This window comes from Mesorhizobium sp. LCM 4577, from assembly GCF_001854795.2.
GTDB classification, from domain to species: Bacteria; Pseudomonadota; Alphaproteobacteria; order Rhizobiales; family Rhizobiaceae; genus Mesorhizobium; species Mesorhizobium plurifarium.
In genome coordinates, this window is record NZ_MDDU01000013.1 from 317623 (window position 1) to 332337 (window position 14715).

At 64.5% G+C, this 14715-nt stretch carries 13 protein-coding genes; 10 read left to right on the forward strand and 3 right to left on the reverse strand.

What is annotated here, in order from left to right; translation table 11 throughout:
- Window positions 1–2: 2 nt before the first annotated feature.
- Entirely contained in the window at window positions 3–872 is an 870-nt protein-coding gene (locus LCM4577_RS16785; RefSeq protein WP_040983968.1) for a LysR substrate-binding domain-containing protein, read from the reverse strand.
- Between the two features lie 149 nt (window positions 873–1021).
- On the opposite strand from LCM4577_RS16785, the gene LCM4577_RS16790 reads away from it, so the two are divergent.
- The 10 genes from LCM4577_RS16790 to LCM4577_RS16835 all read left to right on the forward strand — a co-directional run bounded on the left by LCM4577_RS16790 (window position 1022) and on the right by LCM4577_RS16835 (window position 12788).
- Window positions 1022–2224, forward strand: coding sequence for a 2-aminoethylphosphonate--pyruvate transaminase (locus tag LCM4577_RS16790; RefSeq protein ID WP_071072314.1), 1203 nt, complete (start codon window positions 1022–1024; stop codon window positions 2222–2224).
- Between the two features lie 12 nt (window positions 2225–2236).
- Window positions 2237–3493, forward strand: a complete 1257-nt coding sequence (phnA, locus tag LCM4577_RS16795; RefSeq protein WP_071072316.1) for a phosphonoacetate hydrolase — start codon at window positions 2237–2239, stop codon at window positions 3491–3493.
- A 239-nt stretch (window positions 3494–3732) separates the two neighbouring features.
- Window positions 3733–5187: a phosphonoacetaldehyde dehydrogenase gene (gene phnY, locus LCM4577_RS16800; protein ID WP_071072318.1), complete on the forward strand. Its 1455-nt coding sequence runs from the start codon at window positions 3733–3735 to the stop codon at window positions 5185–5187.
- Window positions 5188–5192: 5 nt separating this feature from the next.
- Complete coding sequence (locus LCM4577_RS16805; protein ID WP_071032241.1) at window positions 5193–6311, forward strand: TIGR03364 family FAD-dependent oxidoreductase; 1119 nt, start codon at window positions 5193–5195, stop codon at window positions 6309–6311.
- The gene (locus LCM4577_RS16810) at window positions 6308–7654 is read left to right on the forward strand and encodes an aspartate aminotransferase family protein (RefSeq protein WP_071072320.1); all 1347 of its coding nucleotides are present in this window, start codon (window positions 6308–6310) and stop codon (window positions 7652–7654) included. The genes LCM4577_RS16805 and LCM4577_RS16810 overlap by 4 nt, the downstream gene beginning before the upstream one ends.
- Before the next feature lie 5 nt (window positions 7655–7659).
- The gene (locus tag LCM4577_RS16815; protein WP_071072322.1) at window positions 7660–8670 is read left to right on the forward strand and encodes a 2-hydroxyacid dehydrogenase; all 1011 of its coding nucleotides are present in this window, start codon (window positions 7660–7662) and stop codon (window positions 8668–8670) included.
- 256 nt (window positions 8671–8926) lie between these two features.
- Entirely contained in the window at window positions 8927–9958 is a 1032-nt protein-coding gene (locus LCM4577_RS16820; protein WP_040983978.1) for a 2-aminoethylphosphonate ABC transporter substrate-binding protein, read from the forward strand.
- A gap of 31 nt (window positions 9959–9989) precedes the next feature.
- Window positions 9990–11138, forward strand: a complete 1149-nt coding sequence (locus LCM4577_RS16825) for an ABC transporter ATP-binding protein (RefSeq protein WP_083354747.1) — start codon at window positions 9990–9992, stop codon at window positions 11136–11138.
- On the forward strand, window positions 11131–11988 hold the full coding sequence (locus LCM4577_RS16830) for a 2-aminoethylphosphonate ABC transporter permease subunit (RefSeq protein ID WP_071072324.1): 858 nt from the start codon (window positions 11131–11133) through the stop codon (window positions 11986–11988). Before LCM4577_RS16825 ends, LCM4577_RS16830 begins: the two co-directional genes overlap by 8 nt.
- Window positions 11989–11990: 2 nt before the next feature.
- Entirely contained in the window at window positions 11991–12788 is a 798-nt protein-coding gene (locus LCM4577_RS16835) for an ABC transporter permease subunit (RefSeq protein WP_071072326.1), read from the forward strand.
- A gap of 10 nt (window positions 12789–12798) precedes the next feature.
- On the opposite strand, the gene LCM4577_RS16840 is transcribed toward LCM4577_RS16835, so the two are convergent.
- A complete protein-coding gene (locus tag LCM4577_RS16840) occupies window positions 12799–13296 on the reverse strand; it encodes a peptide deformylase (protein ID WP_071032215.1) in 498 nt (165 codons plus the stop codon).
- Between the two features lie 3 nt (window positions 13297–13299).
- Window positions 13300–14505 carry an ROK family transcriptional regulator gene (locus LCM4577_RS16845; RefSeq protein ID WP_071072328.1) on the reverse strand — a complete coding sequence of 402 codons (1206 nt, stop codon included), beginning with the start codon at window positions 14503–14505 and terminating at the stop codon, window positions 13300–13302.
- Window positions 14506–14715 lie beyond the last annotated feature (210 nt).

Here is a 14715-nt window from a genome sequence, read left to right on the forward strand (position 1 = left end):
GTTCAATCCCCCGACATCGAGCGGGCCATATCGAGGAAGGCGCGCACGAGCTTGCCGCCGCTGCGTTCGCGCAGGCAGATCAGCGCTTCGTCCATCAGCGTTTCCGGCGCGTCGATCACGATCGGCACCAGCCGCGAGTCGTGGCCGAACTCGGCGGCCGAGACGAAACCGACACCAGCTCCGGAGGCGACGATCTCGCGCACGGCCTCACGGCCTTCGGCTTCGATGGCGGGCTTCAGCTCGACATTCGAAGCCATGGCGAGATCTTCCAGCTTCTTGCGTGTTTTCGAGCCGCGCTCGCGCATCACCAGCGGTTCCTGCGCGAGCTGTCCGAGCGTCAGCGATTTCCTGCCGGACAGCGGGTGATCGGCGGACACGAAGGCGATGATCGGCGTCGAGTTGAGCTTGAGCATCTCGAAATCACGCCCCGCGGGCATTTCGCCCAGAACCCCGATATCGGCTTCGTAGCTGTAAAGGCTGCTGATCACGGTCTCCGTATTGCCGGAGCGCAGGGACACCTGGACGCCGGGGTAACGGGCGCGAAAGGCACCGAGGATATGCAGCAGATGATGCGCCGCGTCGGCGACGATGCGCAACGTGCCGGAACGCAGCGCGCGCGACTCGGTCAACAGTTCCAGCGCCTGCTGCTCGGTCTCGAACATGCGGTGGGTGATCTCGAGCAGCCTCTGGCCCTGCGTGGTCAGCGTTACCTGCTTCTTGTTCCGGTTGAACAGGAGCACGTCATATTCTTCCTCAAGCTTGCGCACCTGGTCCGAAATCGCCGGCTGGGTGAGGAAGAGCGCTTCGGCCGCGCGCGAAAAGCCGCCGGAAATGGCGACCTGGTGAAATGCCCTGAGCTGGACATAGCGCATTCGCTTGGCTCCCCTAGCGTCGCTTCTGGCTTGATTCTTATCATCGATCAGATCGATACATCAATACAAAATAACGATTTTACAAATATGTCATGCCCGCTCAGAATGGTTGTCATATTCCAATGACAGGATCGAAGTGGGAGGGCAGCATGCTGGCTGAGACGAAATTTGCGGCGACCAAGCCGCTGGATGCGCCGGCGCTCGGCGAACCCTATCTGCTTACCCCCGGCCCGCTCACCACGGCTTACGCGGTCAAGCAGGYGATGCTGCGCGACTGGGGCTCCTGGGACGGCGATTTCCGCGCCATGACAGCCGACCTGCGCCGCCGCCTTCTGGTGTTGACCGGCGACGCCAGAGACGAATTCGACTGCGTACCGATGCAGGGCAGCGGCTCCTTCTGCGTCGAGGCCATGCTCGGCTCGTTCGTGCCGAAGGACGGCAAGGTGCTGGTTCTGGCCAATGGCGCCTACGGGCTGCGCGCCGCGCAGACGATGCAATATATCGGCCGCGCCTACACGCTGATCGACAAGGGCGATTACCTGCCGCCGCGCGGCGAGGAGGTGGCGGCGGCGCTGAGGGCCGATCCCGCGATCACCCATGTGATCGCCATCCATTGCGAGACCAGCTCCGGCATCCTCAACCCGGTCGCGGAGATATCGGAAGCCGTCTATGCCAACGGCCGCAAACTGCTGGTCGATTCCATGAGCGCCTTCGGCGCCATCCCGCTCGACGTCAACGAGATCCGTTACGAGGCGATGGTGTCGTCAGCCAACAAATGCATTGAGGGCGTGCCGGGTTTCGGCTTCGTCATCGCCCGCAAGAGCGAGCTCGAAGCCGCGAAGGGCCGCAGCCATTCGCTGTCGCTCGACGTCCATGCGCAATGGGCGAACATGAACAAGACCGGGCAGTGGCGCTACACGCCGCCGACGCATGTGGTCGCCGCCTTTCTCGAAGCGCTGCGGCTGCATGAGGCCGAGGGCGGCGTCGCTGGACGCGGCGCGCGCTATACGCTGAACCGCGACGTCATGGTGGCCGGCATGCGCGATCTCGGTTTCGAAACGCTGCTCAAGGATCGCTGGCTGTCGCCGATCATCGTCACCTTCTTCAATCCGGCGCATCCGAACTTCGCCTTCGACCGCTTCTACGAGTTGATGAAGGACAAGGGCTTCATCATCTATCCGGGCAAGCTCACGGTGGTGGACTCCTTCCGCATCGGCTGCATCGGCCAGATGGATGAGCATGTCATGCGCCGCGTGGTCGAAGCAGCCGCACAGTCGCTGAACGAGATGGGCGTCGACACCGCCGCCCCGTCCCCCGCCGCTATCGCCGAGCGCGCCAAGCTCGCCGCCTGAAAGGTCCTTGAGATGAACCAGATGTCTCCCGTCAACGTCACGGCCAATGGCCGTTCCTATGCCTGGCCGCGCGTGCCGGCCATCGCCATCTGTCTCGACGGCTGCGAGCCGGCCTATCTCGATGAAGCGATCAAAGCCGGGCTGATGCCGGCGCTGGAAAGGATCAAGAAGAAGGGCACGGTGCGCTTTGCCYATTCGGTGATCCCGAGCTTCACCAACCCCAACAATCTGTCGATCGCCACCGGCCGGCCGCCGGCGGTGCACGGCATCTGCGGCAACTATCTCTACAACCCGCAGACGGGCGAAGAGGTGATGATGAACGACCCGAAGTTCCTGCGCGCGCCGACTGTGTTCCAGGCTTTCTATGACGCCGGCGCCAAGGTGGCGGTGGTGACGGCCAAGGACAAGCTCAGGGCACTGCTCGGCAAGGGGCTGAAGTTCGAGGATGGCCGGGCGATGTGCTTCTCGGCCGAGAAGTCGGACACCACGACGAAAGCCGAGCACGGCATCGACAACGCATCGAAGCATTTCGGCCTGCCGGTGCCGGAGGTCTACTCGGCAGAGCTGTCGGAATTCGTCTTCGCCGCCGGCGTGCAACTCCTGAAGGAGTTCCGGCCGGACGTGATGTATCTCACCACCACCGACTATGTGCAGCACAAATACGCGCCGGGCGTGCCCCAGGCCAACGCCTTCTACGAAATGTTCGACAAATATCTCACCGAGCTTGACGCACTGGGCGCGGCGATCGTCGTCACCGCCGACCATGGCATGAAGCCGAAGCACCATGCCGACGGCTCGCCCAATGTGGTCTATGTGCAGGATCTTCTCGACGAATGGCTGGGCAAGGACGCCGCACGCGTCATCCTGCCGATCACCGACCCTTATGTCGTGCATCACGGCGCGCTGGGCTCCTTCGCCACCGCTTACCTTCCGAAGAGCGCCGACCGCGAGGCAGTGATGGAAAAGCTGCGCAAGGTCGAGGACATCATCCTGGTGCTCGGCCGCGAGGAAGGCTGCACCCGCTTCGAGCTGCCCGAGGACCGCATGGGCGACATCATCCTGATCTCGGGCGAGAACAAGACGATCGGCACTTCGGAGCATAGGCACAATCTGGCGGCGCTCGACGAGCCGCTGCGCTCGCATGGCGGGCTGACCGAGCAGGAGGTGCCCTTCATCGTCAACCGCGTGCTGCCGGATCTGCCGAACGAGCCCGTGCTGCGCAATTTCGATGCGTTTTATTACGCGACGATGGCGGCGGCGCAGGCATAGGGTTGGCGCCATCGACCCCCACTCCGCCGGGCTTCGCCCGGCACCTCTCCCCCGATCGACGGGGGAGAGGAAAGGCGCCAAACCGATTTTTGCCGCGCTTCGGGCTGGACGCTTTGGACCGCGGAGGATCAAGCGCCGACGCCGACTGATCTTCTCTCCCCCGTCGATCGGGGGAGAGGTGGCCCGAAGGGCCGGAGTGGGGGTCGACCCCGCGACATATCCAAGACTGGAACCAACCGATGACCCAACTCGATCCCGCCATCAAGGTCCGCCACGAGCCGATGCGCATCGCCGGCGAGAAGGTCGACGCCGAGCGCCGGCTGGAGGTCCGGTTTCCCTGGAACGACACCGTCATTGGCACCGTGCCGGCGAGCGGGGCGGAGCATGCGCGGCGCGCCTTCGAGATCGCGGCTGCCTACCAGCCGAAGCTGACGCGCTATGAGCGGCAGAAGATCCTGCTCAGGACCGCCGAGCTGCTCAACGCCCGCAAGGACGAATTGTCCGATCTCATCACGCTGGAGCTCGGCATCTCCAAGCAGGACTCGCTCTACGAAGTCGGACGCGCCTTCGATGTATTTACCCTCAGCGGCCAGCTGGCCATCCAGGACGACGGACAGATCTTCTCCTGTGATCTCACCCCGCATGGCAAGCAGCGCAAGATCTTCACCCTCCGCGAGCCGCTCAACGCGATCTCGGCGATCACGCCGTTCAACCATCCGCTCAACATGGTGTCGCACAAGGTGGCGCCGGCGATCGCCACCAACAATTGCGTCGTGGTCAAGCCGACGGAGCTGACGCCGATCACTGCGCTGATGCTTGCCGACATCCTCTATGAGGCCGGCCTGCCGCCGGAAATGTTGTCAGTCGTCACCGGATGGCCGGCCGATATCGGCGACGAGATGATCACCAATCCCAATATCGATCTCATCACCTTCACCGGCGGCGTGCCGGTCGGCAAGATGATTGCGTCCAAGGCCGGCTACAAGCGCCAGGTGCTGGAGCTCGGCGGCAACGATCCGCTGATCGTGCTCAACGATCTTTCGGATGATGACCTCGCCAAGGCGGCCGATCTTGCGGTTGCCGGCGCGACCAAGAATTCCGGCCAGCGCTGCACGGCGGTGAAGCGCATCCTGGTGCAGGAAAAGGTCGCGGATCGTTTCGTGCCGATGGTGCTGGAGCGGGCCAAGGCGATCCGCTTCGGCGACCCGCGCGATCCGGCCACCCAGCTTGGCACCGTGGTGCACGAGAAGGCGGCGGCCTTGTTCGAGAAGCGCGTCCACATGGCGGCGGAGCAGGGCGCGGAAGTGCTCTATGATCCGGGCCGCAAGGGAGCGCTGCTTCCTCCCATCGTCGTCGACCGCGTGCCGCACCAGTCCGAGTTGGTGATGGAGGAAACTTTCGGGCCGATCGTGCCGATCGTGCGCGCGCCCGACGATGACGAGGCGCTGATCACGCTGTCGAACTCGACGGCATTCGGCCTGTCGTCCGGTGTGTGCACCAACGACTTCCGCCGCATGCAGAAATACATCACCGGCTTGAAGGTCGGCACCGTCAACATCTGGGAAGTGCCGGGATACCGCATCGAGATGAGCCCCTTCGGCGGCATCAAGGATTCCGGCAATGGCTACAAGGAAGGCGTCATCGAGGCGATGAAGAGTTACACCAACGTCAAGACCTTCTCCTTGCCGTGGTAGGCGCCGTGAAGGACAGTTTCGACCTTGCCGTTGTCGGCTCCGGCATCATCGGGCTGGCCCATGCCTTGGCTGCGGCACGGCGCGGCTTGCGTGTCGTCGTCATCGATCGCGATCAGAAGGCCAACGGCGCTTCGATCCGCAATTTCGGTCTCGTCGTCGTCACCGGACAGGAGCCGGGCCTGTCGCGCCGGCTGGCGGAACGCAGCCGGGAAATCTGGCTCGAGCTGGCGAATGAGGCGGGCATCGCGATCCTGCATCGCGGCAAGCTGATCGCGGCGCAGCGCCCGGAAGCGCTGGCCTTGCTCGAGACGTTCAAGGCCGGCGAGCATGGCGGCGCGTGCAAGCTTCTGACCGCGCGTGAGGTGCTCGCGCAGCAGGCCGGCCTCGACCAGAGCGCGATCATCGGCGGGCTCCATAGCCCTTTCGAGTTGCGCGTGGAGTCGCGCGAAGTGCTGCCGCGGCTGGCATCGTTCCTGGCTGAGAAGCATGGCGTCGTGTTCCGCACCGGCGTGTCGGTGACCGAAATCGCGCCGCCCTTCGTCGAAACCAGCGCGGGACGTGTTGACGCCGAAAAGGTCGTCGTCTGTCCCGGCGACGATTTCAGCTCGCTCTATCCGGGGCTGATCGGCAAGCACGGCGTGCAGCGCTGCAAGCTGCAGATGCTGCGCCTCGCCGATCCCGGCTTCCGGCTTTCGTCCGCGTTGATGTCCGATCTCAGCCTGTTGCGTTATGGCGGTTTCGCCGCATTGCCGGAAGCCGGCGCGTTGCGGGCGAAATTGAGTGAGGAACCCGGCGCCGCCTTGGCCAACGGCGTTCACCTGATCGTGGTGCAGAGCGCGGATGGTTCGCTGGTCGTCGGCGATTCCCATCATTACGGGCTGACGCTCGATCCGTTCGGGTCGGAAGCCGTCGACCAATTGATCCTCGGCGAGTTCAAGACATTGTTCGGCAAGGCGCCGAACGTGCTCGCGCGCTGGACGGGATATTACGCTTCGGCGAAGAATGCCGTGCTGCGCGATACCCCGCATGAAGACGTGCGGCTGGTGATCGTCACCAGCGGCACCGGCGCCAGCACCGGATTTGGGCTTGGCGAGGCGACCATCGTGGAGTTGTTCGGCCAATGACGCTCGTCCATACCGAAGGCGAATCCAACAAGGCCGCGGCGCGCCAGGAATGGAGCGCCAGGCAAAGCCACGCGCCCTCGCAGGAGCTTTTGCGCCGCGACGCCGAAGCCTTCCTGCACCAGAGCCTGTCCAGCCCCTGCGTCTCTGCCATAGCCAAGGCCGAAGGCATCTGGATCGAGGACAAGGCCGGACGCCGCTACATGGATTTCCACGGCAACAGCGTCCACCATATCGGCTACGGCCATCCCCGGCTCAAGGAAGCGATCGCCAAGCAGATGGACGAATTGCCCTTCGCGCCGCGGCGTTTCACCTGCGAGCCGGCGGTCGAGCTTGCCGAGACGCTTCGCGCGCTGGCGCCGGGAGATCTCGGCAAGGTGCTGTTCACGACCGGCGGGTCCGACGCGATCGAGGTGTCGCTGAAATTGGCGCGCGCGGCGACCGGCCGGTTCAAGACGCTGTCCTTCTGGGATGCCTTCCACGGCGCCGGTTTCGGCGCTTCCAGCGTCGGCGGCGAGGCGACGTTCCGATCCGGCATCGCCGGGCCGCTCTTGCCCGGCACCGAGCATGTCGCGCCCTGGGCGCCGCATAATTGTCCCTACGGCACCAATTCGCTGGAGGAGTCGGCTCGGGCCTGCGCCAACATGATCGCTTACGTGCTGGGGCGCGAAGGCGATTTCGCCGCCTTCATCGCCGAGCCGATGCGCGCGACGCCGCTGGTGCCGGCGCCGGGCTTCTGGAAAGCGGTGCGCGAAGCCTGCGACCGGCACGGCACGCTGCTCATCTTCGACGAGATCCCGACCGGTCTCGGCAAGACCGGAAAGTTCTTCGCCTCCGAGCATGATGGCGTCACGCCCGATATCATCGTGCTCGGCAAATCGCTCGGCGGCGGCATCCTGCCGATCGCCTCGGTGATCGCGCGGCGCGACCTCGACGTGGCCGGCGACTATGCGATCGGCCATTATACCCACGAGAAGAACCCTGTGACGGCCCGCGCGGCGCTGACCACCATCGCCATCATTCGCGAGGAAGGCCTCGTCGAGCGCTCGGCCGAGCTTGGCGCCCATGCGCTCGCCCGCATGAACGACCTCATGCGGCGCTCGCCTTTCGTCGGCGACGTCAGGGGCAGGGGGCTGATGTTCGGCGTCGAGATGGTCGAGGACAAGGCGAGCCGCGCGCCGGCGCGCGCGCTTGCCGAGAAGATCTATTATCGCTGCCTCGACCAGGGGCTGAGCTTCAAGATCAGCCAAGGCAACGTGCTGACGCTGTCGCCGCCGCTGGTGATTGCGCGCGCCGATCTCGACCGGGCGCTCGACATCGTCGAGGCCGCCGTGCTGGCGGCCTGAGCCCGGTGAAGGCGGTTCGCACCGATCGCGAGCTCGAATGTCCGGGCATCGACGCCGGCCTTCGGGCGCGCGGCGTCGAGCTCGTCACGCTGCCGGACGGCATCCCAGAGACCGAGCTTATGGCGGCGATCACTAATGCCGATCTCATCCTGATGTGCTACACGCCGATCACCGCGCGCGTCATCGAAGCGGCGCGACAACTCAAGGGCATCGTCAAATACGGCGTCGGCATCGATGCCATCGACATAAAGGCGGCGATGCGGCGTGGCATTCCCGTCGTCAATGTTCCTGAGTATGCCGAGGAGACGGTCGCCGAAGGCGCTTTCGCGCTGATGATCGCGCTGGCGAAGCGGCTGCCGGCGATCACCGCGGCTGTTTCGCGCGATGGCTGGCTCTGGCCGGAACAGCGCTGGCTGGGCCGCGACATCGCCGGATCGAGGCTCGGACTGGTCGGCTGCGGCAAGATTGGCCGTAGCATGGCGCGCATGGCGGGGCAGGGGTTCCGTGCAAAGGTGCTCGGCTTCGATCCCGGCGTCGACGCTGCAACGATGCAGGCCGCCGGCATCGAGAAGGCCGACGATCTGCAAGCGATGCTGCGGGTCTGCGATTTCGTCTCGATCCACTGCGTTCTGAACGATGACACGCGGGGCCTTATCGGCGCGCAAGAGCTCACTTGCATGAAGCCTTCGGCGATCCTCATCAACGTCTCGCGGGGAGCCATCGTCGACGAAGGAGCGCTTGTCGACGCGATCRTCGCCGGGCGCATCGCCGGAGCGGGACTCGACGTTTATTCGCTGGAGCCACTGGCGAGGTCCGGCCATCCGATGAGCGCGCTTTTCGATCGCGACAATGTGATCCTGTTTCCGCACCTCACCTTCTTCACGCATGAGGCGATGCGCCGGCTCGAGGACGACACTTTAGCCCGTTGTTTCGAAGTGCTCGACGGCCGGCCTGTGACGGTTCGTTCGCGCGACCCGCGCTTGCGCGCGCAGACTACAGGCGTCGAATTCCGCTGAAAAATCCGTCATTTGYGTGAGGAACCGCAACCGGGCGTGCAGGAGGACACGCCTGCAGAGACCATGCGACAGTTTCATGACAAATATCAGCTCAGGCTTGTCAGTCATAAAATAAATAGATTTTACTTATCGATTGGCGACCCTCAAAGTTGACACAACGACGACATGCACCAGCGCTAACCGCCCGTGGCGGAACCAGTTCAGCGCGACCACGAGTGCGTCGCAGGATGTGCCTTCCATCACAGGGGAACTGACCATGAAATCGCGAAATCTTGCCATAGCTGTAACCTTCGCCGCGACGCTGCTCGGCTCCTCGGCGCTGGTCGCGCCGGCCTTCGCCGACGGCGTCGTCACCATCTATTCGGCCGACGGCCTGCATGACGGCAACGGCAGCTGGTACGAGACCGAGTTTGCCGCCTTCACCAAGGCCACCGGCATCACCGTGCAGTATATCGAGGGCGGCTCGGGCGGCGTCGTCGAGCGCGTCGCCAAGGAGAAGTCGAACCCGCAGGCCGACGTCCTGGTGACGCTGCCGCCCTTCATCCAGCGCGCCGCCGCCGACGGCCTGCTGCAGGATTTCAAGCCGGAAGGCTCCGACCAGATCGACGGCGGCACCGACAAGTACCGGCCGCTGGTCAACAACTACATGAACTTTATCTACAACGCCTCGGTGCTCTCGGAAGCGCCGAAGAGCTACAACGACCTGCTCGATCCGAAGTTCAAGGGCAAGATCCAGTATTCGACACCCGGCCAGGCCGGCGACGGCACCGCCGTCATGCTCGAGATCATCCACGCCTTCGGCGGCGAGGATGCCGGCTTCGAATTCATGAAGAAGCTGCAGGACAACAATGTCGGCCCGTCCGCCTCGACCGGCAAGCTGACCGCGCTGGTCAACAAGGGCGAGCTGCATGTCGCCAATGGCGACCTGCAGATGAACCTGTCGCAGATGGCCGACAATCCGAACATCAAGGTGTTCTGGCCCGCCGGTCCGGACGGCACCCGCTCCACCTTCGCGCTGCCCTACGAAATCGGCTTGGTCACCGGCGCGCCCAATTCCGACAACGGCAAGAAGCTGATCGAGTTCCTGCTCTCCAAGGAAGCGCAGTCGACGGTAAGCTCCGTCGCGCTCGGCCTGCCTGCTCGCAAGGATGTGAAGCCGGACGATGCCAATTTCGCCAAGGCGCAGGAGGCGATGAAGGGCGTGACCATCTGGGCGCCGAACTGGGACGAAGCGCTCACCAAGCTGCCCGACTATGTCAAGAAGTGGAACGAAGCGACGGGAAGTTGATCTCCTGGTGAGCAAATCCGGAGGAGCAGCCATGTCGGTGCCCGCATTTACGGGAAGCAATGTCATGGACGTCGACGCCGCGAAAATTCGCGGCGCCGGCTCCAACGTCCACTTCGACAAGGTCAGCGTCGCCTATGGCGCGCATGTCGTCCTGCATCCGTTGACGCTCGATATCGCGCCCGGCGAGATCCTGGCGATGATCGGGCCCTCCGGCTCCGGCAAGACGACGGCGCTTCGGGCCGTCGCCGGTTTCGTCAGGCCGGCAAGCGGCCGCATCCGCATCGGCGCCACCGACGTCACCGATCTGCCGCCCTATGAGCGCGGGCTCGGCATGGTGGTGCAGAATTACGCGCTGTTCCCGCATATGCGGGTCGAGGACAACGTCGCCTTCGGTCTCAGGGCCCAAGGCGCCGACAAGGCGCTGATCGGCGAGCGCGTCAAGGACTCGCTTGCGACGGTCGGGATGTCGGGCTTTGCCAAGCGCTATCCGCGCGAGCTTTCCGGCGGCCAACAGCAGCGTGTCGCCATCGCGCGGGCGCTGGCGGTCAGGCCGCGCGTGCTTCTGCTCGATGAGCCGCTTTCGGCGCTCGATGCGCAGATCAGGCGCAACATGGTCGAGGAGATCGCCAAGCTGCATCGCGACCTGCCTGGACTGACGATCCTCTATGTCACGCACGACCAGACCGAGGCTCTGACGCTTGCCGACAAGATCGCCATCATGCGTGACGGAAGGGTGTCCTCGCACGGGCCGACGACCGAGCTTTACCGACGGCCGCCGAACCGCTTCACGGCCGAGTTCCTCGGCCGCGCCAACCTGTTGCCGGTCACGGTTGCCGAAGGTGCTGCCGGTCCGAAAGGCCTCGCCAAGGCCAGGCTCGGCGATGCCGTGCTCGCAGGCGCCGCACGCGGCGAGAAGCCCGGCGACAAGACCTTGCTCTGCATCAGGCCGCAGCATCTCAGCCTCACCGGCGACGAGGAGCATACCAACAGGATCGTCGGCACGCTGAAGGAAGTGCACTGGCAAGGCGAGCTCACCCATCTGGTGCTCGATGTCGACGGCACGCCGGTGCGCGTCTCGGCGACCAGGTTGCCAGTGAGCCTGCCGGAACGGGGCTCGGCCATGCCGCTCTTCTTCGCGCCCGGCGACACGTCGCTCGTTCCGGAAGACGTCCGTGGCTGACGCGGCCGTCCTTCACGCCCCGATAACCAGAAAGGTGCCCGGCCGGTTCTGGATCGTGCCGCCGGCGGCGCTGCTGGCGCTCTTGTTCTTCTATCCACTGGTGCTGATCGTCCAGCAGGCTTTTACCGACGACAGCGGCATGGCGAACGTCGCCGAATTCGTTCGTGTCCTGCATGCGCGCTTCTTCCTCAACGCGCTCATCAACACCATCACCATTTCCGTCGCGGCGACGGCCGGATGCCTGATCGTCGGGCTGGTGCTGGGGCTGATCCTCGCCTTCGTGCCGTTTCCCGGCAGCGGCGTCATCGCCCGGCTGATCGACACCTTCATCGCCTTGCCGACCTTTCTGGTGACGCTTGCCTTCACCTTCCTCTACGGCTCGGCCGGCATGCTCAATGCCGGGCTGATGGAAATTTTCTCGTTGCAGGCGCCGCCAGTCGATTTCCTCTACTCGACCTGGGGCGTGGTGCTGGCCGAGGTCACCGTCTACTCGCCCTTCGTGCTGCGACCGCTGCTCGCCGCCTTTTCGCTGGTCGACCGCGGCCAGATCGAAGCGGCAAGCGTGCTCGGCGCGCGGCCCTTCCGCATCGTCCGCCAGGTGATCCTGCCCGCCGCCGTTCCGGCGCTGATTGCCGGCGGCAGCCTCTGCCTTTTGTTGACGGTGAACGAATTCGGCATCGTGCTGTTCATCGGCGCCAAGGGCGTCATCACTTTGCCGCTGCTCATCTACAGCAAGGCGATCCAGGAGTCGGCCTATCAGGTCGCCTGCATCATCGCGGTCATCAACATCGCGCTGTCGCTCGGGCTGTTCGGGCTCTACCGGTTCGCCGCCGGCAGGCTGGGAGCATAGGGATGCTGGTCTGGTCGCGCCCCGGTCGCATATTGATTTGGGCAGTCTTCGCGCTGCTGTTCGGCGTGCTGTTCCTGGCCCCTCTCGCGGTGATCCTGCTTTCCAGCCTGGCCGACCAGTGGAACGGCGTGCTGCCCAGCGGCCTGACAACAGAGCACTACAGCGATGTCGTGCAAGGGGCGGCTTGGAAAGCGGTCAAGGCGAGCCTCGTCACCGGCTTCCTGGCCAGCGCGCTGGCGCTGGTCAGCGGCACTTGGGCAGCACTTGCGCTGCGTATCCAGGACGCAACTTTGGCCAGGGTGYTCGGGGTGCTGTTCTTCATTCCAAGCGCGGTGCCTTCGGTGTCCGTCGGTCTAGGCCTACTGGTGGCCTTCAGCCATCCGCCGCTTTTGCTCAACGGCACCATCGCCATCGTCATGGTGGCGCATTTCGTGCTGATCTCGGCCTTCACCTTCGGCAATGTCTCGGCCGGGCTGGCGCGGCTTTCGCCGGATTTCGAGCAGGTGGCGTCAAGCCTCGGAGCGCGCCCGGCTTACCGGCTCTGGCATGTCACGCTGCCGTTGCTCACGCCTTACCTGGTCGCAGCCTTCGGCCTGAGCTTCGCGCTATCGATGGGCGAGCTCGGCGCCACCGTCATGGTCTATCCGCCGGGCTGGGTGACGCTGCCGGTGTCGATCTTCAGCCTGACCGATCGCGGCGATGTCTTTGCCGGCGCTGCGCTGACCATGGTGCTCGTCGCCGTGACGCTCATCCTGCTGCTCGGGCTCGAACGCGTCGTCGGCCGCCAGACGAGGTCGTAGCCTCGCAAGTCTAGGACGACCGCACTTTGCCGTAGCGTTTGATCAGGCGATCGCGCTTCAGGCGCGACAGCCTCTGCGTCCAGAAAAGCCCATCGAGCTGGTCGATCTCGTGCTGGTGGCAGACCGCCAGCAGGCCCTCGGCGTCCTCGAACCGCTCCTTGCCCTCCAGATCCTGGTAGCGAATCCTAACGCGGGCATGCCGTTCGATTTCTTCCGTCACGCCAGGCATCGAGACGCTGCCTTCCGTGTGACGGATCATCTCGGTCGAGGCCTCGACAATCGACGGATTTACATAGATCGAAGGCTTTGCGGCGGGAGGCACCTGGATCACGACAAGGCGTTTCATGATGCCGATATGCGAGGCGGTTATGCCGATCCCGGGCACCGCGTGCATGGTGTCGATGAGATCGCCGGCCAGGTTGCGCAGATCGCTGTCGAAAAGTTCTACGGGATCCGCGACGGTGCGCAGCAGGGGATCGGGGAATTTTATGATCGGCCGGACCGCCATGYGTCAGCCCACCGGCTTCTGCAGCACGTCGAATTGCGGGTTGGTTTCCGAGAATATCGGCAGAGCCGCGGCGCCGAGGACGGACGTGTCCTTTCCCGCGGCGCCGACCATGACGCGCGGTGTGGTACGGGCGCTGGTCGAGCTCACCGAGAGATGGAGCGGCTCCAGCCGGCTGGCCAAAGCCTCGATCACCGGCAGCGGCATGAAGCCGCCGAGCACGACGGTTTCGGGATCGAGCGCCATTTCCAGGATGTCAATCGCCTGCCGCAACGGCTCGACCGCCTCGGCGAGCCAGGCCTCGAAGCGGCTGTCGCCATTTGCCAGCAGTTGTTCCAGCAGTTCGGGAGAGGCATGGTCGGGATCGGCCAGACCAAGCCTGTCATAGGCTGCGCGTAGCGAGACGTAGCGCTCCAGGCAGCCGCGCTTGCCGCAATCGCATGGCAGGCCGCCCGGCCGCACGATAACGTGGCCGATCTCGCCGGCATTGTGGCGGCTGCCCTTGTAGAGATGGCCGTCGAGGAAAAGCCCGGCGCCGAGGCCCGTGCCGATGAAGAGGTAGACGAAACTGCCGAGCTTGCGGGCAACGCCATAGAGCCGCTCGCCTATGGCTGCCGCGGTGGCGTCGTTCTCCACGGTGACGGCGATGCCGGTCAGCTGTTCCAGCTCTTCGGCTACCGGAAAATCCTGCCAGCCGGGAAGGGCGGTCGGGCCGACCGAGGTCATGCCTTCGACGCCGAACGGCCCGGGCATCGCCATCCCGATGCCGAGCAACCTTTGCCGCTCCAGTCGAGAGGTTGCGATGAGGCCGCTCGAGATCGCGGCAAGCAGCGGCATGGCCTCTGTGGGAGTGGGCTGGTCGACATTTCTCTCGATGCGCGCGCGCATCGCGCCGGAGAGGTCGGTAACGACGCCGACGGCCAGTTGGTGGTCGAGCTGCAGGCCGATCGAATAGCCGCCATCGGGGTTGATGGAATAGGGGACCGCCGGCTGGCCGCGCGCGCCTTTCAGCGTTGCTTCCGGGCGTAACAGCCCGGCCGCTTCCAATTCCTCGACGATATTGGAGATGGTCTGCGACGACAGCGCCGTCAACCTGGCGATCGCCGCCCGCGACAGCGTGCCGTTGGTGCGGATCGCCTCGATCACCACACGCCGGTTGTGCGATTTCGCCTGCTCGAGATTTGTGCCGGAGATGACTTTCTTGAGGGTCATGCGATCGTTGCCAGTCACGGAAACTGTAGATCGCCACTTTAGAAAATCAAGTTGATTTAATTGTTTAGCGCTCGGCATCGGGCTCAGAGCGCGGCAAGGTTGAAGGCCTGGCTGACTTGTCGCGCCAGTCGAACGGATCTCAACAGCACCTGCGGTCAATTGGACAGGAACGATCTCGCGGTTGACGCATTTTGCTTCGCGTCAACAGCC

Excerpts from the sequence above, each read along its gene's own strand:
- LCM4577_RS16785 (WP_040983968.1), bottom strand. The coding sequence starts at position 872 with ATGCGCTATGTCCAGCTCAGGGCATTTCACCAGGTCGCCATTTCCGGC.
- phnY (WP_071072318.1), top strand. The coding sequence starts at position 3,733 with ATGACCCAACTCGATCCCGCCATCAAGGTCCGCCACGAGCCGATGCGC.
- LCM4577_RS16810 (WP_071072320.1), top strand. The coding sequence starts at position 6,308 with ATGACGCTCGTCCATACCGAAGGCGAATCCAACAAGGCCGCGGCGCGC.
- LCM4577_RS16820 (WP_040983978.1), top strand. The coding sequence starts at position 8,927 with ATGAAATCGCGAAATCTTGCCATAGCTGTAACCTTCGCCGCGACGCTG.
- LCM4577_RS16825 (WP_083354747.1), top strand. The coding sequence starts at position 9,990 with ATGTCGGTGCCCGCATTTACGGGAAGCAATGTCATGGACGTCGACGCC.
- LCM4577_RS16840 (WP_071032215.1), bottom strand. The coding sequence starts at position 13,296 with ATGGCGGTCCGGCCGATCATAAAATTCCCCGATCCCCTGCTGCGCACC.
- LCM4577_RS16845 (WP_071072328.1), bottom strand. The coding sequence starts at position 14,505 with ATGACCCTCAAGAAAGTCATCTCCGGCACAAATCTCGAGCAGGCGAAA.